The following is a 23,327-nucleotide window of genomic DNA, read 5'->3' as shown; positions in this document are numbered from 1 at the left end:
CTGGCCACATCGTCGGCTACAGCTCAATGCTCATGCCGTCATACGCCACTTCGATGCCCCGCCGCTCCAGCAGCGCCCGTTCGGCCGAGTCTTCATCGAGGATCGGATTGGTGTTGTTGATGTGAATCAGCACCTTGCGCTGACGGGGGAAGCCTTCCAGCACTTCGAGCATGCCGCCGGGCCCGCTTTGCGACAGATGCCCCATGTCGCTGCCCAGGCTCTGGCCGACTTCACACACGCGCATTTCATCGTCGCGCCACAGGGTGCCGTCCACCATCAGGCAATCGGCGCGCTGCATCCAGCCCAGCACCTCTTCGTCAATTTGCCCCAGGCCTGGCGCGTAGAACAGCGACGCACCGCTGCGCAGGTCTTCAATGAACAGGCCGATGGTGTCGCCTGGCTGCGGGTTGCCGCGATTGGGTGAATACGGTGGCGCGTTGCTCACCAGGGGAATCGCCCGGAACTGCAAATGCGCGCAGGCCGGGATGCTGAATGGCTGGCGATCCAGGCCAAGGGGTTGCCAGTGCAACCCGCCGTTCCAATGGGCAAGCATGTTGAACAACGGGAAACCCGTGCTCAGGTCCTGATGAACCCGTTCGGTGCACCAGACGTCATGCGGGCAGCCTTCACGCAGGCTCAGCAGGCCGGTGCAATGGTCGATCTGGCTGTCCATCAGCACCACGCCAGCAATGGCGGTGTCGCGCAGGCGACGAGCCGGTTGCAACGGCGCGAAACTCTCGAGTTGCGCACGGATGTCCGGTGAAGCATTGCACAGCACCCACGCCACGCCGTCGTCGCTCAGGGCAATCGATGACTGGGTACGCCGTTGCGCGCGCAGGCTGCCATTGCGCATACCGGCGCATTGCCGGCAGTTGCAGTTCCATTGCGGAAAGCCACCACCGGCGGCGGAACCGAGAACGCGGATGTGCATGGGCAATGCTCCCTAAAGGCAGGCCCGGCCAACACCCTGGCTGGCCGGGTGAACCATCAACGGTTGGCGAAGTACATCGTCACTTCGAAGCCAATGCGCAGGTCGGTAAACGCGGGTTTAGTCCACATGGGTCAATCCTCTTGTTGTGCCGGGCGATTCCGGTAGAACCATTAATGCACGGGGCGCCGGGCGCCCGAATGCTACTTTCGAAGGAGGTTTGGGGGGGATTTGGTAGGGGGGGGTGACGAGATTTTCAGCAATACCATCGGACCTGTGGGAGCGGGCTTGCCCGCGATAGCGGTCGGACAGTCAACATTGATGTTGAATGTACCGGCCCCATCGCGGGCAAGCCCGCTCCCACAGGTTTCGGTGGTGTTATTACGAGGTTAGAAGAACCCCAGCGGGTTGATGTCGTAGCTCACCAGCAGGTTTTTGGTCTGCTGATAATGGTCGAGCATCATCTTGTGGTTCTCCCGGCCGACGCCGGACTTCTTGTAGCCACCGAACGCGGCGTGCGCCGGGTACAGGTGGTAGCAGTTGGTCCATACACGCCCGGCCTTGATCGCCCGGCCCATGCGGTAAGCGCGGTTGATGTCGCGGGTCCAGAGGCCGGCGCCCAGGCCGAACTCGGTGTCGTTGGCGATGGCCAGGGCTTCGGCTTCGTCCTTGAAGGTGGTGATGCCTACCACCGGACCGAAGATTTCTTCCTGGAACACGCGCATGTTGTTCGTGCCCTTGAGCAGCGTCGGCTGGATGTAATAGCCGCTGGACAAGTCACCCTGAAGACGTTCGGCCGCGCCACCGGTGAGCAGTTCGGCACCCTCTTCCTGGGCGATGGTCAGGTACGAGAGGATCTTGTCGTATTGCTGCTCCGACGCCTGGGCGCCGACCATGGTGTCGGTGTCCAGCGGATTGCCGCGCTTGATCTTGACGATTTTCTTCATGACTTCGGCCATGAACGGTTCGTAGATCGACTCCTGCACCAGCGCCCGGGAAGGACAGGTGCACACTTCGCCCTGGTTGAAGAACGCCAGTACCAGGCCTTCGGCGGCTTTTTCGATGAACGCAGGCTCGGCGTTCATGATGTCTTCGAAGAAGATGTTCGGCGACTTGCCGCCCAGTTCCACGGTGCTTGGAATGATGTTTTCGGCGGCGCAATGCATGATGTGCGCGCCGATCGGAGTCGACCCGGTGAAGGCGATCTTGGCGATGCGCTTGCTGGTGGCCAGGGCCTCGCCGGCTTCACGGCCGAAACCCTGGACGATGTTCAGCACGCCCGGCGGCAGCAGATCGGCGATCAGCTCGGCAAACACCATGATCGACAGCGGCGTCTGTTCGGCCGGCTTGAGCACGATGCAGTTGCCGGCAGCCAGGGCCGGGGCGAGTTTCCAGGCCGCCATCAGCAGCGGAAAGTTCCACGGAATGATCTGCCCGACCACGCCCAATGGCTCGTGGAAGTGATAAGCGGTGGTCAGCTCGTTGATCTCGGCGGCACCGCCTTCCTGAGCGCGGATGCAACCGGCGAAGTAACGGAAATGGTCGGCGGCCAGCGGCACGTCGGCGTTGAGGGTTTCGCGCACGGCCTTGCCGTTGTCCCAGGTTTCGGTGACGGCGAGGATTTCCAGGTTTTGCTCAATGCGATCGGCGATTTTCAACAGCACCAGGGAGCGGTCCTGGGCCGAGGTCTTGCCCCAGGCGTCGGCGGCGGCATGGGCCGCGTCGAGGGCCTTGTCGATGTCGGCGGCGCTGGAGCGCGGAAACTCGGCAATCACTTCACCGTTGACCGGCGAGGTATTGGTGAAGTACTCGCCATTGACCGGCGCGACGAACTCGCCGCCTATGAAGTTGCCGTAGCGTGGTTTGAAGGAAACGACTGAGCCTGGTGTTCCGGGTTTCGCGTAGATCATGGTGGGCCTCTGTCTGGGTCGATGCCTGTCGAACCAACAGGCGATGAACCGATACTAGAGAGCCCCGCGCGCCAGACGAATGCGCCGTTGGCAGGGGGGGCTCTCGTTATTTGGTCGTAGGAGCGAGCCTGCTCGCGAAAAACCTGAGAGCACCGCGGGATATCAGGAATCCAGCGTTATCGTTGACGACCATCGCGAGCAAGCTCGCTCCTACAGGGGTTATGCGGTGGATTCGCAATCAGTGCTTGGCCACCAGATCCTTCGGCAGCTTGAAGGTCCAGAGCATGCCGCCCTGGTTGAAGTCCTTGACGCGCTTGGCCACCTCGCCACCCCACAGCGGTACGGCGCCGCCCCAACCCGAGAGGACCGAGACGTACTGTTCGCCGTCCATTTCCCAGGTCACGGGCGAGCCCAGCACGCCGGAACCGGTCTGGAACTCCCAGACTTTCTCGCCGGTCTTGGCATTGAACGCTTGCAGGAACCCTTCCGGCGTACCGGTGAACACCAGGTTGCCCTTGGTGGTCAGTACCCCGCCCCACAGCGGCGCGTAGTTCTTGTGGCGCCAGACTTCCTTGCCGGTTTTCGGATCGATCGCCCGCAGCACGCCGATGTAGTCTTCATTCAATGGCTTGATGGTGAATCCGGCGCCGAGGAACGCCGCGCCTTTCTTGTAGGCGATGCCTTCGTTCCAGATGTCCATGCCCCATTCATTGGACGGCACATAGAACAGACCGGTGTCGCGGTTGTACGCCATCGGCATCCAGTTTTTCGCGCCGAGGAAGGCCGGTGCCACGAACACTGAACTGCCCTTGGCTTCGGTGCCCGGTGCGCCAGGACGACTGGCTTCGTTGTAGATCGGCCGGCCGTCCTTATCGAGCCCGGTGGCCCAGGTGATTTTGTCCACGAACGGGAAGCCGCGGATGAATTTGCCGTTGGTACGATCCAGCACGTAGAAGAAGCCGTTACGGTCGGCGGTCGCCGCCGCTTTGATTTCCTTGCCACCCTCGGTGTAGTTGAACGACACCAGTTCGTTCACGCCGTCGTAGTCCCAGCCGTCGTGGGGCGTGCTCTGGAAGTGCCATTTGATGGTGCCGTCGTCCGGGTTGAGCGCCAGGCGCGACGAGGAGTAAAGGTTGTCGCCAGGGCGCAGGTGCGAGTTCCACGGCGCCGGGTTACCGGTGCCGAACAGCAGCAGATTGGTTTCAGGGTCGTAGTAGCCGCCCAGCCAGGGTGCTGCACCGCCGGTTTTCCAGAGGTCGCCCGGCCAGGTCTTGCCGGCCTCGCCGCCGGAGATACCGTTCTCCACAGCCTTGCCGTCCTTGTAGACGTAGCCCATGTGGCCTTCAACGGTGGGACGGGTCCACAGCAGGTCGCCGTTTTTCGGGTCATAGGCTTCGATCTTGCCCACCACGCCGAATTCGCCACCGGCCACGCCTGTGATCAATTTGCCGTTGATCACCAGTGGCGCGGCACTGATCGAGTAGCCTTCTTTGTGGTCAGCAACTTTTTTGCTCCAGACCACCTTGCCGGTGTCCTTGTTCAGCGCCACGAGCTTGGCGTCGAGGGTGCCGAAGATCACCAGGTCGCCATACAACGCCACCCCACGGTTGATCACGTCGCAGCAGGGACGGATGTCATCTGGCAGGCGCGCATCGTATTGCCAGAGTTTCTTGCCGGTGCGCGCATCCACGGCGAAGACCCGCGAGTAGGAGCCGGTCATGTACATCACGCCGTCCTTGATCATCGGCTGTGCTTGCTGACCGCGCTGCTTTTCACCGCCGAAGGAGAAGGCCCAGACTGGCCGCAACTCCTTCACGTTGCCGACGTTGAGGATATCCAGCGGGCTATAGCGCTGACCCTGAACGCCCAGGCCGTTGGTGACGATCTGCTCAGGGTTCTTGGGGTCCTGGAGAATGTCTTGATCGGTGACGCCGGCCAATGCCTGGCCGGATAACAGCATGGCACTGAGCAACAGGCTCAAGACGAAGGGCTGGCGACGTGCGGGTTGAGTCATGACGGCTACCTCTGCGGTTTTTGTTATGCCCGGGAAATTTTCCCGGTGTGATGCAGATTCTTGGGCGCCGCCGCCCTTACAACAATGACCCGCTGTGTGGAGATTTCTAGTTCCTTGGTAGGGGGTTGGGTGTGGAGATGGCGCACTTCCCGTGTAGGAGCGAGCCTGCTCGCGATAAACCTGAGAACGCCGCGGGGTGTCAGGTTTCCAGCGTAATCGTTGACCACCATCGCGAGCAGGCTCGCTCCTACAAAGGGGCGTTGATCATTGCTGCGTGGCGGAATCGACGCGCTTCATTTGCGTGCGCTCATAGCGCGGGTACAGGTGGCTGACGCTGCGGATGAGTTCATAGCGGCTCAGGCTGATCCCGGCGAAACGTTCGGGAATGGGGCTGCGGATCATCTCGGCCATGTCGCTGCCCTGGGCGGCGCCGTCGCGCATCAACTGGTCGAGCCAGCTCAGGTAATCGCGCATCTGCTCGAAAGGCTGTGGATCGCTGGCCACCGGCCCGTGGCCGGGCACGATCAGCGTCCAGGGCAACGCTTGCAGGGTGGCGATGTCCGCCAGCCACACCGATAACCCCGGACTGTTGGGCGTGGTCAGCGCCCGTTGATAAAACACCAGATCCCCGGCAAATAGCACACCGGTTTTCTGGTCGAGAATAGCCAGATCCGCACCCGTATGCCCACCCAGGCTCAGCAGCTGCAGATCGTGGTTCCCAAAACGTTGCACGCCGGCGGTCAGCGTCCGGGTCGGCAACACCACCTCGGTGCCGCGCATCCAGTCACCCACCAGCCGATACATGTTTTGCGCCATGGCATCACCCTGTTGATGCAACAGTTCGGTGGTGCCGGCCAGCGCACCGATCGGCACATCGGTGAACGCCTGGTTGCCCAGCACGTGGTCCGGGTGATGGTGCGTCAGCAGCACCTCGATCACCGGTTTATCCGTGACGGCGGCAATCGCCCGGTGCATGGCTTCGCCGTAGCGCTTCGATGGCCCGGTATCGATCACCACCACGCCACGTTCGGTGACGATGAACGCGGTATTGACGATGTTGCCGCCGTTGGCCGTGGCGAAATTGTCCGTGCTGCCTTCCAGCAGCCAGGTGTCTTCGGCGATCTGCCGGGGCTTGAGCGCATAGTCGAGATCGGCCATGGCCGGCAGGCTCAGGCTCATGAACAACAACAGCATCCAGCGCATGACGCGCTCCTTGGGGTCAGGGTATCGACGCATCGAATTCATTGCCGCTGTTGTCGCGCAACACCAGGCGCGTCTGCCCTGCCCCTTCAATATCAAAGGCCAGGTTGGGGTTTTCACTGACCGCGGGAAACAGTTCCAGGCGGGCCATTACTTGATTGTTCGAGTCCCGTAGTTCGGCATGGTTGATGAAAAACTCCGGAATGCCGCTGACCATGCCGTTGTCCATCGGGTGGGCCACCTGCAATCGCAAGCGGCTGAAATCACCCCGTGGATAACGACCGCCCAGTACTTCGCCTATGTGTTCCTCCCAGCCTGGCTGGGTACGCACCACACTGGGCGCGGTACAGCCTCCGCCCGCTGCGTCGATCAGGGTCGAACCGACATGCCACAGCCCGTCGCGGGTCAGCACCGCGGCGCGCAACGGGGTCGCCTGTTCAACGCGAATACGCACCGACAGCCACGGCAACACACCGGACACCGGCTCGAAGTCGACGATTTTCGGTAAAGGGTTGAGTTCGGCCCAGGCGAGTATTCGCACCACCTCGCCCTTGAACGCCCGGGCGTCGATTTCCACGGGCACTTGTCGGGCGTCCTCGGCAAAGGGCGGTGCCAGCAGCTTGACCCGTTCATCGAACACGAACGGCGCGTCGCCCAGCATTTGCTTGTGATAGAACGACCACATGACCGACGGCACCGGGTCCTTGCCCGATTCAATCCCGGCAGCCTGTGCGGCCTGGCCCAGGCTCAAACAGCAGGCCAACAGACAACTCGCTCGCCAGGTCATTGCCCGCTCCTATTGATACATCTCGGGTACGTCATAACGCAGGCCGTAATGGCCATAGATCGTTTTCACCGAACCCTCGCGGATCAGGCCTTCCAGCGCCTCTTCCACGGCATAGGCCAGTTGTCGGTTGCTTTCGTGCACGGCCATGCCGATTTCCCAGAGCTGTTTGCCCATGTTCGGATAAGCGTTTTCCGCCAGCGCCACTTGCGGGTCGGCAGCCTCGTGCACCTGCCAGTCGATCTCGCCGCGCATGGCCATCACCGCGTCGACCTCACCGGCCTTCATCGCCGCAAACGCCTGGGGTACGCCCGGGTAGTGATGGGTCTTGCCGGCGAGCATGCCGTTGAACACCGAGGTCAGGTAGAACGACGGCACGCTGTCGACTTCGACGCCGATCGGGTGCTGCTCGAACACCGCGACACTGCCGACCTTGTCCAGTCGCCGACGGTCGTAGGCCACTTGCCATTGCTCATTCTGGTAAGGCCCGAACATCACCACATGACCGTTTTCCATCTCGCCGAATTCGTTGCGCTTCTGCGCGTAATCGCGGTCGTAGGGCACGCGCATCATCAGATCGGCCAGTTGCTGCTTGTGCAGTTGGCTGGCACGCCAGATGTAGTCGCGCAGGTCGTCGTCGAGTTTTTCCCCGGCCGGCGCCCAGATCAGTGTCAGGCGCACACCCAGTGCCTTGGCCAGCGCCTGGGCGAGTTCGACATCAACACCCCGGGGCTGCCCGGCGTCTTCAAAACTGTAGGGCGCGAAGTCCTTGTAGACCGCTACCTTCAGTTCCCCGGCGGCGATCATTTCGTCATAGTTGCGCACCTGCGCCTGCACCGGCTGGCAGCACAGCCACACAACGCTGATCAACACCGCGAGCAGGCGCATGGGTTATTCCTCGACGTGGACGCTGTCCAGATAAGTGCGGACCGCCCACAGGGCTTCCTGGCTCAGGTAGTCGGCCATTTTCGGCATGTAGACCCGACCGTCACGCACGGCCCCGTGACGTACCCGTTCGACGAACCATTCATCACCGGCGTCGCCAACATCGAGCATGCGCAAGTCCGGTGCGATACCGCCCGACTTGGCTTCCAGGCCGTGACAGGCCGCGCAGTTCTGGTTATAGGCCGATGAGCCGATTTCCAGGGCCTTGTCGTGTTCAGGAGAATTGCGGTACGGGTTCACGGCGGCCCAGCCATCGCCATCCACCTTCACCCCGGCATCCTTGATGGGCGTCAGGCCTTTGGTTTCGACGGCTTGTGGCACCACGTTGCCGTGGGCCCATACGGAACCTGCACTGATAAAGCCGGCCAGCAGTCCGGCAACGAGCAAGGCGTTGCGTTTTGTTGTCATTGTTATGCCCTCAGGATTGCACGCAAAACCTCTTGGCAGAGGCTATGGCAACCATCTTAGGAACCCCGCCGCGCTGGCCCCATGCTGCTTTGGTGGTCGCGGCCCAGTACCTTGGTAGTAGGGCTTGTGGCGCACACCCAAATCAGGTGCGGTACGGGAAGTCTTCCCGGCCACAGCGGGACTTTTTCCGTATCCGGCAAACGCTGCGCGCACCAACCTGTGCAGGCCAAAACCTCCACTGGGAACTGCAACCATGACAATAAGATCGCTACCCGCCCTTTCCCCGCTGACACTCGCCGTGCAGGCTTTTCTGCTGGTGGGCAGTGTGTCCCTGAGCGCGGCCAGCTACGCCGCGACAGCCCCCGCTGCCCCCACCGGCAATGTGAGTTGGGAAGACATTGCCAACGATCACCTGACCACCAAGGATGTGCTGCAATACGGCATGGGCACCAACGCCCAGCGCTGGAGCCCGCTGGCCCAGGTCAACGACAAGAACGTGTTCAAGCTGACGCCGGCCTGGTCCTACTCGTTCGGCGATGAGAAGCAACGCGGCCAGGAATCCCAGGCCATCGTCAGCGAAGGCGTGGTGTACGTCACCGGTTCCTACTCGCGGGTATTTGCCCTGGACGCCAAGACCGGCAAGCGCCTGTGGACCTATAACCATCGCTTGCCGGACAACATTCGCCCGTGCTGCGACGTGGTCAATCGCGGCGCCGCCATCTATGGCGACAAGATCTACTTCGGCACCCTCGATGCACGGCTGATCGCCCTGGACAAGAACACCGGCAAGGTGGTCTGGAACAAGAAGTTCGGCGACCACGCCGCCGGCTACACCATGACCGGCGCCCCGGTGCTGATCAAAGACAAGACCAGTGGCAAGGTGCTGCTGATTCACGGCAGCTCCGGTGATGAGTTCGGCGTCGTCGGGCAATTGTTTGCCCGCGACCCGGACACAGGCGAAGAAGTCTGGATGCGGCCCTTCGTCGAAGGCCACATGGGCCGTTTGAACGGCAAGGACAGCACCCCGACCGGCGACGTCAAGGCACCGTCCTGGCCGAATGACCCGACCACCGAAACCGGCAAGGTCGAGGCCTGGAGCCATGGCGGTGGCGCCCCTTGGCAGAGCGCCAGTTTCGACCCGGAGACCAACACCATCATCGTTGGCGCCGGTAACCCCGGGCCGTGGAACACCTGGGCGCGCACCTCCAAGGACGGCAATCCCCACGACTACGACAGCCTCTACACCTCGGGCCAGGTCGGCGTCGACCCGAGTACCGGCGAGGTGAAATGGTTCTACCAGCACACCCCGAACGATGCCTGGGACTTCTCCGGCAACAATGAGCTGGTGCTGTTCGACTACAAGGACAAGGACGGTAAAACGGTCAAGGCCACCGGCCACGCGGACCGTAACGGCTTCTTCTACGTGGTCGATCGCAACAACGGCAAATTGCAGAACGCGTTTCCCTTCGTCGACAACATCACCTGGGCCAGCCACATCGACCTCAAGACCGGACGCCCGGTAGAGAACGAGGGCCAGCGTCCGGCCAAGCCACTGCCGGGCGAGACCAAAGGCAAACCGGTGGAAGTCTCGCCGCCGTTCCTCGGCGGCAAAAACTGGAACCCGATGGCCTACAGCCAGGACACGGGGCTGTTCTACATTCCGGGCAACCAGTGGAAAGAGGAATACTGGACCGAAGAGGTCAGCTACAAGAAGGGCTCGGCGTATCTGGGCATGGGATTCCGCATCAAGCGCATGTACGACGATCACGTCGGCACCCTGCGGGCGATGAACCCGACCACGGGCAAAGTGGTGTGGGAGCACAAGGAGCATCTGCCATTGTGGGCCGGCGTACTGGCGACCAAGGGCAACCTAGTGTTCACCGGTACCGGCGACGGCTTCTTCAAGGCCTTCGACGCCAAAACCGGCAAGGAGCTGTGGAAGTTCCAGACCGGCAGCGGCATCGTCTCGCCACCGATCACCTGGGAACAGGATGGCGAGCAGTACATCGGCGTGACCGTCGGTTATGGCGGCGCCGTACCGTTGTGGGGCGGCGACATGGCCGAACTGACCAAACCCGTGGCACAGGGCGGGTCGTTCTGGGTGTTCAAGATTCCGAGCTGGGATAACAAGACCGCCCAGAAGTAAGCCTTCCGAGAATGCGGGGCCGCCTTTGTGGCGAGGGAGCTTGCTCCCGTCGGGCTGCGAAGCGGCCCCGGCATTCCTTCAGCCACACCCTGCGCTCAGGTCTTGTGACTGCTGCGCCGCCGAGCGGGACGATTCGACACGTCGACAAGCTCCCTCGCCACCGGAACACCAGAGGTCTCGTGATGAAATACCTGCCCTTCCTACTGCTCTTGAGTTTTTCCCTGGCCCAGGCCGATGAGGGCGACGACGCCCCGCTGGTCATCAACGGCTGCACCCTCGCCGAACACAGTCAGTGCCCCGGCGCCAATCTCAGGGGCGCCAACCTGAGCAATCAGGACTTGCGCAACATGAACCTGGCCGGCGCCGACCTGCGCGATGCCGACCTGCGCCACGCCAACCTCGACCTGGCCAATCTGGAAAAAGCCCGGCTGCAGGGCGCCAACCTGACTCGCGCCAGCCTGCAGCAAAGCAATCTGCGGTTAGCTGATTTCAGCGGCGCAACATTGATCGCGATCCAGGGCTGGGGCCTGTTCGCCCAGGGCGCGCAGCTCCAGGACGCCAACCTCAGCGGCGCTTACCTGCAATTCGCCCGCCTCTCCGGGGCCAAACTGCACAACGCCAACCTGCGGGCCGCCGATCTGGAAATGACCTGGCTGAGCAAGGCCGATCTCAAAGGCGCGAATCTCAGTGATGCCAATCTGCAAGAAGCCAAGCTGGGCGAAAGCAACCTGGAAGGCGCCAACCTCAACGGCTCGCGCCAGCACTACGCGAATTTTCAGGATGCAAACATGGAGGGCTGCAGCGGCTGCCCGACCACCTGGAATCGCTAACCCCCCCTCTTCTGCAGGAGCGAGCCTGCTCGCGAAAAACCCGAGAGCGCCACGGGGCATCAGGCTCCCCGCGTTATCGTTGACGTTCTTCGCGAGCAGATGTCGATGCTTGCTCTTTTGTAGGAGCGAGCCTGCTCGCGAAAAACCCGAGAGCGCCACGGGGCATCAGACTCCCCGCGTTATCGTTGACGTTCTTCGCGAGCAGATGTCGATGCTTGCTCTTTTGTAGGAGCGAGCCTGCTCGCGAAAAACCCGAGAGCGCCGCGGGGCATCAGGCTCCCCGCGTTATCGTTGACGTTCTTCGCAAGCAGATGTCGATGCTTGCTCTTTTGTAGGAGCGAGCCTGCTCGCGAAGAACCTGAGCGCGCCGCGGGGCATCAGGCTCCCCGCGTTATCGTTGACGTTCTTCGCGAGCAGGCTCGCTCCTACACAGGCACAAGCGAAAAACCCGAGAGCGCCACGGGGCATCAGGCTCGCCCGCGTTTTCGTTGACGTTCTTCGCGAGCAGGCTCGCTCCTACACAGGCACAAGGCGGTGAATCAGCCGGCCACCCGTACCACCCCCATGTCGATGCCCAGGTGCACCAGTTCGGCATGGGACGAGACCTGCAACTTGCTCTTGAGCAACGTCAAGTGATTGGAGACTGTTTTGCTGCTGATGCTCAGCTGTTCGGCAATCATCCGGGCCGGGGTGCCTTTGGCGATCATCACGAAAATTTCCAGCTCGCGCTGGGTCATGCTCTGCAAACGCGGATCGCTGGCGTCCTGTTGCGGGTGGCAGGCCAGTTGGGTGGCCAGGGGCTGTTCGATGTAGGCATGGCCCGCGAGAATCCGCCGCACCGCTTCGATCAGCACTTGCGGCGCCGAGCTTTTGGTGAGGTAGCCCGAGGCACCGGCGTCCAGTGCCTGACGCACCAGGGGCAGCTCGTCGTGCATGCTGAAAAACAGCACCCGCAACTGTGGCAGGCGCTGACGCAGGCGTCGTGTGGTTTCCAGGCCGCTGATCCCCGGCAAACCGAAATCCATGATCACCAGATTCGGCACAGCCTCCTGCACCCTGGCCAGCGCTTCCTCGCCGGTCGCCGCTTCTCGCACGTCCATTGCCGGCAGCACCGCGCGCAACAGACTCGCGTAGCCCTGGCGGACCACCGCATGGTCATCGACCAACAGAATATTCATGACACCTCCAAAGGCATGCTCAAGGCCAGCGCCCAACCGGCGCCGGGCCGGCTGATCACCCGCAGCTCGCCGCCCAGGCTGCGGGCGCGCTCGAACATCGAATGCAAACCGACACCCGAGCGGGGTGGCTGTTGGGCGCCGCGACCGTTATCGCGAATCAGCAAGCGCAGATGGCCGCCATGATGTTGCAGGCGAACCCGCACCTCACTGGCGCCGGCGTGACGGCTAATGTTGGTCAGGGCTTCCTGCAACAGGCGGTAGAGATGAGTCTTGTCCGGTGCGGACAACGGCGGCAACTGCGCGCTGACCCTCAACTGGCAATCGATCCCCTGCCGACCTTGCCATTGCTCGACCAGCAAGCCAAAGGCTTCGGACAATGACAGATGTTGCAACACCACCGGATAGAGGCCATGCACCAGCGCCCGAAAGCCCTGTTGCAGGTGTTCGCAGTTGTGTTCGAGCTCACGCACTGTGCGTTCCACGGTGTCTGGCTGATCCGCCACCAGCCGCAGCAGGCAGGCCTGGGCGCGAATCCCCGCCAGGTATTGTCCGAGGTCGTCGTGCAGGGTCTGCGCCAGTTGCGTGCGTTCCTGTTCCTGCACCGCCAGCAACGTCTGGGTCAGTTCGGTGTTGTCGGCCCGCGCCTGTTCCAGTGCGTCGGTCATGCGGTTGAAATGCGTCGCCAGTTGCCGCGCCTCCGGCAGGCCCTGCGCACGCAAACGCACATTGAGCTGGCCGCCGGAGACCTGCTGCAGGGCGCGCAGCAAGTCGTCGAGCAGGCCCAGGCCCCGACGTACGGCCCAGCGAATGGTCAGCAGACTCAACGCTAACGCCAGGCCGCAAAGGCTCAGCAATTGTTGGAGAGAATCCCAGACTTCGTCGATTTCATCCCGTGGATCGACCACGATCTGCACGCGGCGGCCGTCCTGCAATTGGAGAACCCGTTCACTGTGTCGGGCCTCGGCAAACAACAGCCGTCCGAGCCAGGCATCGAGCCCGTCCTGCACCGGCAGCCGTTCCGCTTCGCCCGGCTCGAGCCAGCGCACCCGCACGTGACGCAAACTGCGCGTCAGCCGTGGTTGCAGGCTGGCAGGATCGCGCTCGGCGGTTTCACTCAGGTACTCGACCACCGCTTCGGCGGATTGCAGTTCACGCTCCACATCCGCCAGTGCCTGATGCACCAGCAACCCCATGCACGCCAAAGTGACCAGGGCGAAAAAACCGCACACCCAGAGGTTGATCCGCCACAGGGCCGACATGCCTAGCGTCCCGGTGTCGCGGGCATGACGAGCAACGGCGCGGGGCGCGGGCCGTGAAGCTTGTCGACACCGATCAGGCTCAGGACCAGTAAAAACGGCAGGAGCAGCGCTTTAAGAATTCGCATGATCGATTGCCTCCAGGGTCATGGCCGTTTTAGCCCATGCTAAAACCGCACCGCGCGGTGCGAGCTACTACCTTGGTACTGCCTCGCTGGTACTTTCTGCATATTTCATCCGGCCTTCAGGCTTCCTATGCTGGCGCTACCTGTAATGGAGTGCCCTATGCGCCAGCTTGCCCCTTACGCCTTGTTCTACGTGCTGGCGATTGCCTGCGCGGCGGGGCTGGCGACTCAAAGCCAGGCCGCCGATGCGCCGTTGCAGGTGCGTATCGGCTACCTGGGCTATCGCCCCGACCCGGGTCCGCTGCTGTCGAACGTCATTCCCGAACCGACCGATGCCGGGTTGCGCGGTGCTGAACTGGCGATCACTGACAGCAACAGCACCGGGCGTTTTCTCAACCACAGCTACAGCCTGGTAAGTGCCAGCGTCGACAGCCCGGATGCGTTGATCCATGCCGCCCAGGCCCAGCACGAACAGGGCCTGCGCCTGTTTGTGGTCAATGCGCCGGCAGAGACCCTGCGCCGGCTCAGTGCGGTACTTCCCGACAGCCTGCTGTTCAACGCCGGCAGCCCGGACGACAGCCTGCGCACCACCGATTGCTTGCCGAATGTGCTGCACAGCCTGCCCAGCCGGGCGATGCTCGCCGATGCCCTGGGGCAATTCCTGGTGGTGCGCAAATGGCAGCGAGCACTGCTCATCGTCGGCCCGACCGCAGACGATCAAGCCTACGCCGCCGCCCTGCGCCGCGCGGCCAAACGCTTCGGCGTGCAACTGGTGGCGGAAAAAGCCTGGAGTTTCGACAACGATCAACGACGCAGCGCCCAGGCCGACATGCCGCTGTTCACCCAGACCGCTGAATACGACGTGGTGTTGGTGGCCGACGAACGCGGCGACTTTGGTGAATACGTGCCGTACCAGACCTGGTATCCGCGCCCGGTGGCGGGCACCCAGGGCCTGACCCCGGTGGGCTGGCACAAAACCGTGGAAACCTACGGTGCCGCGCAGTTACAGAAACGTTTCGAAGCCCTGACCGGGCGCTGGATGAACGACCGTGATTTCGCCGCATGGATGGCCGTGCGCAGCATTGCCAGCGCCGTGAGCAAACTGCGCCAGACCGAGCCCATGGCGATCCGTCAGCTGGAAATCAGCGATCAACTGCCGCTGGACGGCTTCAAGGGGCGCAAGCTCAGTTATCGGCCGTGGAACGGCCAGTTGCGCCAGCCGATCCCCATCGTGCAACCCCGTGCGCTGGTCAGCACCTCGCCGCAGGATGGCTTTCTGCACCCCTTCAACGAAATGGACAGCCTGGGCTACGACAAGCCCGAGGTCAGCTGCCGCTTTCCCTGATCCTTTTTTCACTACAACGACAACAATAAGGAATCTGCCATGCGCCGCACCCTGCTTTCCTGCGCCCTGCTGCTCGCTGCGGGACACGCCGCGGCCAGCACCGCCTGGGTCTCCAACGAAAAGGACAACAGCCTGAGCCTGATCGACATGCAGACCCTGCAAGTCACCGAGACCTTGCCCGTCGGCCAGCGTCCGCGTGGCCTGCTGCTGTCCCATGACAACAAGTTGCTGTACATCTGCGCCAGCGACTCGGACCGGGTGCAGGTGATGGACGTGGCCACGCGCAAGATCATCAAGGAACTGCCGTCGGGCAAGGATCCCGAGCAATTCGCCCTGCACCCCAACAATCGCTGGTTGTATGTGTCCAACGAAGACGATGCGCTGGTCACGGTAATCGACACCGAAACCTCCAAGGTCCTCAGCCAGATCAACGTCGGCGTCGAACCCGAAGGCATGGCCGTCAGTCCCGATGGCAAGTGGGCGGTGAACACCAGCGAAACGACCAACATGCTGCACTGGATCGACACCAGCACCCAGACCCTGGCTGACAGCACCCTGGTGGATCAGCGCCCGCGTTTCGTCGAGTTTTCAGCGGACGGTTCGCAGCTGTGGGCCTCGGCGGAAATCGGCGGCACCGTGACCATTCTCGACGTGGCCAGCCGCAAGATCCTCAAGACCCTGAACTTCCAGATCAAGGGCGTGCACCCGGACAAGGTCCAACCGGTGGGCGTCAAACTCAGCGCCGACGGCAAGTACGGCTTCGTCGCGCTGGGCCCGGCCAACCATGTAGCGGTGATCGATGCCAAGACCTTCGAAATTCTCGACTACCTGCTGGTGGGGCGACGGGTCTGGCAGATGGCGTTTACCCCGGATCAAAAACAGTTGCTGGCCACCAACGGCGTCAGCGGTGACGTCTCGGTGATCGATGTCGAAAGCCTCAAGGTCATCAAATCGGTGAAGGTCGGCCGTTATCCCTGGGGCGTGGTGGTGACCCCATGAACGCCCTGGAGGTCAGCGACCTGAGCTTCGCCTACGGTGCCCGGGAGGCCTTGCGCCAAGTGAGTTTCAGCCTGGCTCCGGGACGCTTCGCGGCGCTGCTGGGGCCTAACGGCGCCGGCAAATCAACCCTGATCGCCCTGCTCACCCGGCTCTATGACGTGCAGCACGGTGACATCCACATCGGTGGCTGTTCGTTGTCCAGAACGCCACGCCCGGCGCTCCGGCAGTTAGGCGTGGTGTTTCAACAAAGCACCCTCGACCTGGACCTCAGCGTCGAGCAGAACCTGCGTTATCACGCGGCGCTGCATGGCCTGTCCAGGCGCCAGAGCGCCCTGCGGGTCGAGGCGGAACTGGCCCGCCAGGCCCTGACCGAACGCCGGCGCGAACGGGTACGCGAACTCAATGGCGGGCATCGCCGGCGGGTGGAAATTGCCCGCGCCCTGCTGCATGAGCCACGTCTTCTGCTGCTGGACGAAGCCAGCGCCGGACTCGACCCGGCCAGTCGCCTGGCGCTCAACCAGCACATTCGCAACCTGTGCCGTGAGCAGCGCATCAGCGTGCTCTGGACCACCCATTTGCTCGACGAAGTGCAGCCCAGCGATGACTTGCTGATTCTCCATCAAGGCCGGCTGGTCGCCAGTGGGCAGGCCGATGCGCTGAGCCTGGAACATGGCGGCGACCTGGGTTCGGCCTTCACCCGTCTCACGACTTCCGGAGCTGCCCGATGAATGCGTACTGGCAATGTTTCAGCGGCATCGTGCTGCGCGAATGGCTGCGTTTCGTTCTGCAGCGCACGCGGTTTCTCAGCGCGCTGGTGCGGCCCTTGTTATGGCTGCTGGTGTTCGCCGCGGGTTTTCGTGCGGCCCTCGGCATCGCGATCATCGAGCCCTACGACACCTATATTCCGTACGAGGTGTACATCATTCCGGGCCTGGCCTGCATGATCCTGCTGTTCAACGGCATGCAGGGTTCGCTGTCGATGGTCTACGACCGCGAGATGGGCAGCATGCGCGTGCTGTTGACCAGCCCCCTGCCCCGGACCTTTCTGCTGTGCAGCAAGCTGTTGGCCACGGCGCTGATTTCGTTGTTGCAGGTGTATGCGTTTCTGGCGATCGCCTGGGTCTATGGTGTGCGACCGCCGGCCATGGGCCTGTTGTGGGCCTTGCCGGCGTTGTTGCTGGTGGCGCTGATGCTCAGTGCCCTGGGCCTTTTGCTGTCGAACGCGATCCGCCAGTTGGAAAACTTTGCCGGGGTCATGAATTTCGTGATTTTCCCGCTGTTTTTTCTGTCTTCGGCCCTGTATCCGCTGTGGAAGATGCGCGAGTCCAGTGAATGGTTGTACTGGCTGTGTGCCCTGAACCCGTTCACCCATGCCGTGGAACTGGTGCGGTTTGCCTTGTATGAACGCTTCAATGCCCTGGCGCTGGCGGTGTGCGTGGGGCTGACCCTGCTGTTTTCGCTGCTGGCCGTGTTGACGTTCAACCCGCAACACGCCGCCCTGCGCAAATCCGGCTGACAGATCTGCTGCAGGACCAAAATTACTACTTTAGTACTGGTTTTCCTGTCTATCGTCGCATTCCAAACGCAGCGCGACTGGCATGTAATGGGTCCATAACGATAAGGATTGAACCCATGCCGCATGCCCGACGTCGCCTGCTGCGACTCTCTCTTGCTGCGTTGTCGCTGAGCCTGTGGCTGGGCAACGCCCACGCTGAAGCCGCGTTGTTTTCCGCAGAGGGCTATCGCATTGACCTGTACCGCAGCCCGACGCCCCATGAGTTGCAGGGCGCGACCCTCGTCGACACACCGGCCCTGCAAACCCTGCTGGAACAAACCCCGCGCCCGCTGCTGATCGACGTTTACCGCCGCCCATGGCTGCAAGGCCAGTTCATCGAAGACCAGCCCCACGAAAACCTGCCTGGCAGCCATTGGCTGGCCAATACCGGTGATGGTGAGCTGACGCCACAGTGGCAAGACTATTTCGCGCACAACCTGAAAAAACTGACCGCCGGTGACCCGACGCAACCACTGGTCTTTTACTGCCGCTCCGACTGCTGGTTGAGCTGGAACGCGGTCAAACGCGCGGCCAGCCTGGGCTATAAGACACTGTACTGGTACCGTGACGGTGTGGACGCCTGGCAGGCGGCCAACCTGCCGGTGGCGCCGGCCCGGCCCGAACCCTTTCCCTGAGCTTTACGCGTGCGTGTTGTTGCCACACCATAATCAAAATAATGAGGTGAAAGGCTATGTACAAAATTCTGATTGCCGATGATCACCCGCTGTTTCGCGAAGCCATCCATAACGTCATCAGCGACGGCTTTGCCGGCAGCGAAGTGATGGAAACCGCCGACCTGGACAGCGCCCTGGCCCTGACCCAGGAACACGATGACCTGGACCTGATCCTGCTCGACCTGAATATGCCCGGCATGCACGGGCTCAATGGCTTGATCAACCTGCGCAACGAAGCACCGACCATTCCGGTGGTGATCGTGTCCGCCGAGCAAGACAAGCAAATCGTCCTGCAAGCCATCACTTACGGCGCGGTGGGCTTCATCACCAAATCCTCGCCCCGCAGCCAGATGACCGATGCGATCCAGCAGATTCTCAACGGCAACGTCTACTTGCCTCCGGACATTATCCGCTCGGCCAGAACCGGTACGCACCGGCGGATGAACGACACCCCGAGTTTCCCGCCGGAGCTGCTCCAGGCCCTGACCCGCAAGCAATTGCAAGTGCTGGAACGCATGACCAAAGGCGAGTCCAACAAACAGATCGCCTACACCCTGGAAATCGCCGAAACCACGGTCAAGGCCCACGTCTCGGCGATCCTGCGCAAGCTCAACGTGCACAACCGGGTGCAGGCGATCCTGAGTGCCGGGGACATTGATTTCGGGTCGTATCTGCGGCGGTGAGGCTTGCCTGAAGAGCGCATAACGACCATCGTCGGAACGCCGCCCGGAGCAAACTCGCTCCTACAGGAATTGGTGAGCGTCACAGCCCACCAATCACCCGCAGGTGCACCCCAACCACTGTAGGAGCGAGCCTGCTCGCGATAAACGTCAGGGCAATGCGGGCATTCAGACAACCCGCGTCATCGTTGAAGACCATCGCGAGCTGGCTCGCTCCTACAGGAATTGGTGAGCGTCACAGCCCACCAATCACCCGCAGGTGCTCCCCAACCACTGTAGGAGCGAGCCTGCTCGCGATAAACGTCAGGGCAACGCGGGCATTCAGACAGCCCGCGTCATCGTTGAAGACCATCGCGAGCTGGCTCGCTCCTACAGGGGGAGGCACCCACACCGGAGAAGTCACGGCCGAGCGAGCAAATGACTCATGGCTGTCTTAAGCTTCATCGGCCGTACCGGCTTGTGCATCAGGGTGTGCCCGAGTTCGCGGATCTGCTGCTTAAGCTCGATGCTGTAGTTGGCGGTGATCATCATCGCCGGGATCGGTGAGCCGCGCCGGGCATTGATCCGGGCCACGGCGTCCACACCATTCTGATCGTTGTCCAGGTGATAGTCGGCGATCAGCAGGTCCGCGTCGGCGTGGTAGTTGTCCACTTGCCGTGCCAGGTCCTCTTCCGACAGCGCCGTGACCACCCGGCAGCCCCAACCTTCCAGCAGCGTGCGCATGCCGGCGCAAATGGTTGCATCGTTATCCAGTACCCAGATCCGCGCCCCGCGCAGCCGTTCGAGCATTGGCTCGCTCATCAGCAAAGCGGGGGCTGCCTGCGGTGCGGTGGCGCTTAACGGCACTTCGACGCAGAACATCGAGCCCTTGCCCGGCCAAGAGCGAACCTGAACCCGATGCCCGAGAATGCCGGCGATCTTTTCGACGATCGCCAGGCCCAGCCCGAGGCCGCGGTCCTGATCCGGACGTTGCACATCGCCACGCTTGAACTCCTGGAAAATCTCCTCCAGGCGATTTTCGTCAATGCCCATGCCGCTGTCCCAGACCTGAATCGACAGGCGCTGGTGATGGCGCCTGCAACCGAGCACCACGCGACCGCTGTAGGTGTAGCGAATGGCATTGCTCAACAGGTTGCGCAGGATGCGCGCCAATAACTGGATATCGCTGCGCACCAGCGCCGAACAGGCAATGAAATGCAGCTCCAGGCCTTCGCTGCGAGCGACCTGGGTGTATTCCGCCGCCAGGGTGTCCAACAGCTCGCTCAGGGCGAACGGCGCGATGTCCGCCTTGATCACCCCGGCATCGAGCTTGGAAATATCCACCAGGGTGCCCAACAGGTTTTCCACGTCTTCCAGGGAGTTGCTGACATTGCGCACCAGCACCTCGTTGCTGACCGCCTCCCGGCGCTCCAGCAAGGCACTGGTGAACAACCGTGCCGCGTTCAAGGGTTGCAGCAAGTCATGGCTGACCGCCGCGAGAAACTTGGTCTTCGACAGATTGGCTTGCTCGGCCTCCTGCTTGGCCTCGCGCAAGCGAGATTCGACCCGGCGACGCTCCTCGATCTCACGCAACAACTGGTCGTTGAGGGTGGTCAGTTCCGCGGTGCGTTCGCGCACCCGCAGCTCCAGATTCTGGTAGGCCTGATGCAACGCCTCGGCGGTGCGGCGGCGTTCGGTGATGTCGCGGATCAATACGAAAATCCCCACCACCTCGCCGCTGGCCAGCCGATTGGGTACGTAGGAACGCAGCATGTAGCGTTCCTGATTATTGACGTTGGTTTCGGCGACCTCGAACGTCACGCTCTCGCCGGCCAACGCCCTGGCCACGTAGGACTCCAGGCGCTGGTAATGCTGTTCGCTGTGCACTTCACGCAAGCTTTGGCCAAGCATCACGCCCCGTGGCCAGCAGTACCATTCTTCGTAGACCTTGTTGGTGAATTCGTAGACCAGGTCGGCGTTCAGATAGGCAATCAACGCCGGCACATGGTCGGTGATCAGGCGAATCCAGCGCTCGCTTTCGCTCAGGGCTTCGGCGTGCTGGTAGCGTTCGGTGATGTCGGTGAAGGTGTTGACGAATCCGCCCGTGGGCAGCGGATGGGTGCGAATCTCCAGGACCCGGCCATCGTAGAGGCGTTGTTCGCATTCCTGCGTGGGCCGCCCGTTGGCGTCGCGGCTGGCCGGGGTCAGCAGGGTCAATTCGCTGTCGGCGATCACTTCGGCAAACGGACGATGGGCCGCGACCGGTGCCAGGCCACTGAGTTCGAGGAACCGGCGGTTCCACAGTTCCAGGATGCCGTCGGCGTTGACCATCGCCACCCCTTGGGAGAGGTTGTCGACCGCCCGTTGCAACAGGTGCGACTTCTGCGCCACCGCTTGCTCGCGGCGCACGGTTTCACTGAGTTTGACGTCGGTAATGTCGGTGAACAGAATCACCCGCCCGCCTTCCTGGGTGGGCCGCTCGCTGACTTGCAACCAGCGACCGTCCTGCAAGCGATACAGCAGGTTTTCGTCGGCTTGCCCGCGCGGCTCTTCGGTGAACAGACCGTTGTTCATCATCAGACGCTTGACCTCGGTCAGGCGCATGCCGGCGCTGATCCGCACCCGGCTGTTGCTCCAGAAGGCCTTGAAGCGGCTGTTGAACAGGACGATGCATTGCTGGGCATCGAACAGCACGAAGGCGTCGGAGATGCTCTCGATCGCGTCGATAAGGTGTTGATGAGCCGTTTCTGCGCGCAAGCGCGCTTCGCTGAGCAAGTGGTTGCCTGCCTTGAGTTCGGCCATGGCCTGGTTCAAGGCGTCGGTGCGCTCTCGCACCTGCTCGGCCAGCACCACCGAATGCTGGAACGCGGCGTAGGGATCATTGCCCCGGGTAATGCCGGACTCGATACGTTCGATCAACGCGGCGTTGATGCGTTGCAGTTTCTGGTTGTCGTGTTGCAGGCCGGCGATCTGTGCCCGCAGTTCAGCGCAGTCCGAGGGACCGCCCTCGGGCAATGGCGACGCCGGTGAATGTCTGGTTGATGTGCATGCCATTGAACTGTTCTCCGTAGGTGTTGAACCCCATCACCCGCTGCTCGCGCAAAAAGGCGCCGATCTGCTCGAGGCTGCCGTCGTCCTCCAGCTCCAGGCGCCGCAGAAAACAATCGCAGCCAATGGTCAGCAGCAAATCACCGAGACGCTCCTGCAAGCCGTCGAACAGGCTTTGCAGGTTCGGCAGCATGGGACCGGGGGTCATGGCGGTGAGGACGATGCCGTTCTCCACGGCGCAATAGAAACTCAGGCTCAAATCGGCATGAACCTGCTGAATGGCACGCACGTAATACTGCTCATTGATCCGCACCGCCAAGGGGTGCGCGGCGAAGATCCGGTGATCGAGCTCGGCCACCGGCACGCCGATGTGTCGGGCGTACTCGGCGGCGGCCGGCTCGGCATTGAGTTCGAAGACCCGCCGCGAAGCGCTGTCGGCTCCGGTGACCACCAGTTTTTCCTCCCGGGGCAGGATGTGATGGGTGGTGAACACTTCGAAGTCCAGCCACGTATTGACCAACACCACGACTGCCGCGCCGCTGTGAAACTCGCCGTCGAAGTAGACATGGGTGTGGGTCAGGTAGTTGTCGTCGCCGGCCGAACCGCCGAAATGGGGAATGTCGCCCAGCGCGGCGCTCAAGGCCGCCAGGACCATTTCTTCGCGGCTGGACAGGCCATCGAGCAAGGTCAGTGCAAAGCTGTTGCCCTTGATCGGTGCCAGGGTATTGCTGCGACAGCCGCCGACCAGGCGCTCGACCATTTGCTGGGCGTCGATCAGGCTGAAGCGTTCCATTTCGTCGATCAGTTCGAGGGCGATGGAGAAGTGCCGGTGATCGAAACCGACCGCCGTCACGCAATTACGTCCATACCCCAGCGGAGTGATTTCCCCGGCGCTGGTGCAGCCCGCCAGGCGAATGCCGCCGAAGCTCTGTTGCAAGGCCTGCCCCAGCGCCTGCAAATCGTACTCGGCGGAACAGAAGAACAGCACGAACCCAAGGTGCGGATGCAATAACTGTCGCGCCAGCTCCTGCGCCACCTGTTGGGCATCGGTGGCCTGGGACATCGCGCTGACGATACCTTCGTTCTGGACCTGCTGCATCGTCGCCTCCCGCAGGTGCGCATGTATGAGGTACGAGTGTACGAAGCCTGTTTGGTGCGACCTATGCTACTTGGGTAGCGGTCAGGCGCTTCGATGGGATGAGAGCCGGAGCGTGGAAACTGGATGGCGGGTTTTTTTGTGGCGAGGGCGCTTGCCCCCGCCGGGCGACGAAGCAGCCCCTGCTTGGCCGATGCGCGACCAGAAGCAGGGGCCGCTTCGCGACC

At 62.3% G+C, this 23,327-nt stretch carries 21 protein-coding genes; 8 read left to right on the top strand and 13 right to left on the bottom strand.

Translation table 11 applies throughout. The features are described 5' to 3' along the window. Window positions 1–16: 16 nt before the first annotated feature. From pqqB to pedF, 8 genes are all read right to left on the bottom strand, one after another. Entirely contained in the window at window positions 17–931 is a 915-nt protein-coding gene (gene pqqB, locus BLV61_RS28075) for a pyrroloquinoline quinone biosynthesis protein PqqB (RefSeq protein WP_090468839.1), read from the bottom strand. A gap of 56 nt (window positions 932–987) precedes the next feature. Beyond that, window positions 988–1,059 carry a pyrroloquinoline quinone precursor peptide PqqA gene (gene pqqA / locus BLV61_RS28070; protein WP_003253598.1) on the bottom strand — a complete coding sequence of 24 codons (72 nt, stop codon included), beginning with the start codon at window positions 1,057–1,059 and terminating at the stop codon, window positions 988–990. Between the two features lie 258 nt (window positions 1,060–1,317). Continuing rightward, complete coding sequence (exaC, locus tag BLV61_RS28065) at window positions 1,318–2,838, bottom strand: acetaldehyde dehydrogenase ExaC (RefSeq protein ID WP_090468837.1); 1,521 nt, start codon at window positions 2,836–2,838, stop codon at window positions 1,318–1,320. A gap of 238 nt (window positions 2,839–3,076) precedes the next feature. Beyond that, a complete protein-coding gene (locus BLV61_RS28060; RefSeq protein WP_047528200.1) occupies window positions 3,077–4,852 on the bottom strand; it encodes a PQQ-dependent methanol/ethanol family dehydrogenase in 1,776 nt (591 codons plus the stop codon). Between the two features lie 264 nt (window positions 4,853–5,116). Further along, window positions 5,117–6,055, bottom strand: coding sequence for a quinoprotein relay system zinc metallohydrolase 1 (locus BLV61_RS28050; RefSeq protein ID WP_090468834.1), 939 nt, complete (start codon window positions 6,053–6,055; stop codon window positions 5,117–5,119). A gap of 16 nt (window positions 6,056–6,071) precedes the next feature. Next, a complete protein-coding gene (locus BLV61_RS28045; protein ID WP_090468833.1) occupies window positions 6,072–6,839 on the bottom strand; it encodes a quinoprotein dehydrogenase-associated SoxYZ-like carrier in 768 nt (255 codons plus the stop codon). A 9-nt stretch (window positions 6,840–6,848) separates the two neighbouring features. Continuing rightward, window positions 6,849–7,724, bottom strand: coding sequence for a substrate-binding periplasmic protein (locus BLV61_RS28040; protein WP_047528197.1), 876 nt, complete (start codon window positions 7,722–7,724; stop codon window positions 6,849–6,851). Between the two features lie 3 nt (window positions 7,725–7,727). Further along, entirely contained in the window at window positions 7,728–8,189 is a 462-nt protein-coding gene (gene pedF, locus BLV61_RS28035) for a cytochrome c-550 PedF (protein WP_047528196.1), read from the bottom strand. Window positions 8,190–8,442: 253 nt separating this feature from the next. Here pedF and exaA point away from each other — a divergent pair, with 253 nt between their 5' ends. Then, on the top strand, window positions 8,443–10,335 hold the full coding sequence (exaA, locus tag BLV61_RS28030; protein ID WP_090468832.1) for a quinoprotein ethanol dehydrogenase: 1,893 nt from the start codon (window positions 8,443–8,445) through the stop codon (window positions 10,333–10,335). A 182-nt stretch (window positions 10,336–10,517) separates the two neighbouring features. Then, window positions 10,518–11,165, top strand: coding sequence for a pentapeptide repeat-containing protein (locus BLV61_RS28025; protein WP_090468831.1), 648 nt, complete (start codon window positions 10,518–10,520; stop codon window positions 11,163–11,165). 539 nt (window positions 11,166–11,704) lie between these two features. Here the strand turns inward: BLV61_RS28025 and BLV61_RS28015 are convergent. Genes BLV61_RS28015 through BLV61_RS31910 form a run of 3 tightly spaced genes read right to left on the bottom strand, consistent with a single transcriptional unit; the run spans window position 11,705 to window position 13,727 of the window. After that, entirely contained in the window at window positions 11,705–12,343 is a 639-nt protein-coding gene (locus tag BLV61_RS28015; protein WP_090468829.1) for a response regulator, read from the bottom strand. Next, the gene (locus BLV61_RS28010; protein WP_047528191.1) at window positions 12,340–13,602 is read right to left on the bottom strand and encodes a sensor histidine kinase; all 1,263 of its coding nucleotides are present in this window, start codon (window positions 13,600–13,602) and stop codon (window positions 12,340–12,342) included. Before BLV61_RS28010 ends, BLV61_RS28015 begins: the two co-directional genes overlap by 4 nt. 2 nt (window positions 13,603–13,604) lie before the next feature. Continuing rightward, the gene (locus tag BLV61_RS31910) at window positions 13,605–13,727 is read right to left on the bottom strand and encodes a hypothetical protein (protein WP_262984254.1); all 123 of its coding nucleotides are present in this window, start codon (window positions 13,725–13,727) and stop codon (window positions 13,605–13,607) included. 157 nt (window positions 13,728–13,884) lie between these two features. Here BLV61_RS31910 and BLV61_RS28005 point away from each other — a divergent pair, with 157 nt between their 5' ends. The 6 genes from BLV61_RS28005 (at window position 13,885) to BLV61_RS27980 (ending at window position 18,980) form a co-directional block, all read left to right on the top strand. Further along, window positions 13,885–15,069 (top strand): ABC transporter substrate-binding protein, encoded by a 1,185-nt coding sequence (locus tag BLV61_RS28005; protein WP_047528190.1) that lies wholly within the window; start codon window positions 13,885–13,887, stop codon window positions 15,067–15,069. A gap of 39 nt (window positions 15,070–15,108) precedes the next feature. After that, window positions 15,109–16,068: a YVTN family beta-propeller repeat protein gene (locus tag BLV61_RS28000; RefSeq protein WP_047528189.1), complete on the top strand. Its 960-nt coding sequence runs from the start codon at window positions 15,109–15,111 to the stop codon at window positions 16,066–16,068. Continuing rightward, complete coding sequence (locus BLV61_RS27995) at window positions 16,065–16,796, top strand: ABC transporter ATP-binding protein (protein WP_090468828.1); 732 nt, start codon at window positions 16,065–16,067, stop codon at window positions 16,794–16,796. Before BLV61_RS28000 ends, BLV61_RS27995 begins: the two co-directional genes overlap by 4 nt. Then, window positions 16,793–17,584, top strand: a complete 792-nt coding sequence (locus tag BLV61_RS27990) for an ABC transporter permease (protein ID WP_047528186.1) — start codon at window positions 16,793–16,795, stop codon at window positions 17,582–17,584. Before BLV61_RS27995 ends, BLV61_RS27990 begins: the two co-directional genes overlap by 4 nt. 116 nt (window positions 17,585–17,700) lie before the next feature. After that, entirely contained in the window at window positions 17,701–18,258 is a 558-nt protein-coding gene (locus BLV61_RS27985; protein WP_090468826.1) for a PQQ-dependent catabolism-associated CXXCW motif protein, read from the top strand. 56 nt (window positions 18,259–18,314) lie between these two features. Beyond that, window positions 18,315–18,980 (top strand): response regulator transcription factor, encoded by a 666-nt coding sequence (locus BLV61_RS27980; protein WP_047528184.1) that lies wholly within the window; start codon window positions 18,315–18,317, stop codon window positions 18,978–18,980. A gap of 396 nt (window positions 18,981–19,376) precedes the next feature. On the opposite strand, the gene nahK is transcribed toward BLV61_RS27980, so the two are convergent. Beyond that, window positions 19,377–21,971 (bottom strand): hybrid sensor histidine kinase/response regulator NahK/ErcS', encoded by a 2,595-nt coding sequence (nahK, locus tag BLV61_RS27975; protein WP_047528183.1) that lies wholly within the window; start codon window positions 21,969–21,971, stop codon window positions 19,377–19,379. Next, on the bottom strand, window positions 21,940–23,103 hold the full coding sequence (gene nosP / locus BLV61_RS27970; protein WP_047528182.1) for a nitric oxide-sensing protein NosP: 1,164 nt from the start codon (window positions 23,101–23,103) through the stop codon (window positions 21,940–21,942). Before nosP ends, nahK begins: the two co-directional genes overlap by 32 nt. Between the last annotated feature and the right edge of the window lie 224 nt (window positions 23,104–23,327).

The sequence above is a fragment of the Pseudomonas mohnii genome (assembly GCF_900105115.1).
GTDB classification, from domain to species: Bacteria; Pseudomonadota; Gammaproteobacteria; order Pseudomonadales; family Pseudomonadaceae; genus Aquipseudomonas; species Aquipseudomonas mohnii.
This window is presented reverse-complemented; position numbering and strand designations above follow the sequence as displayed.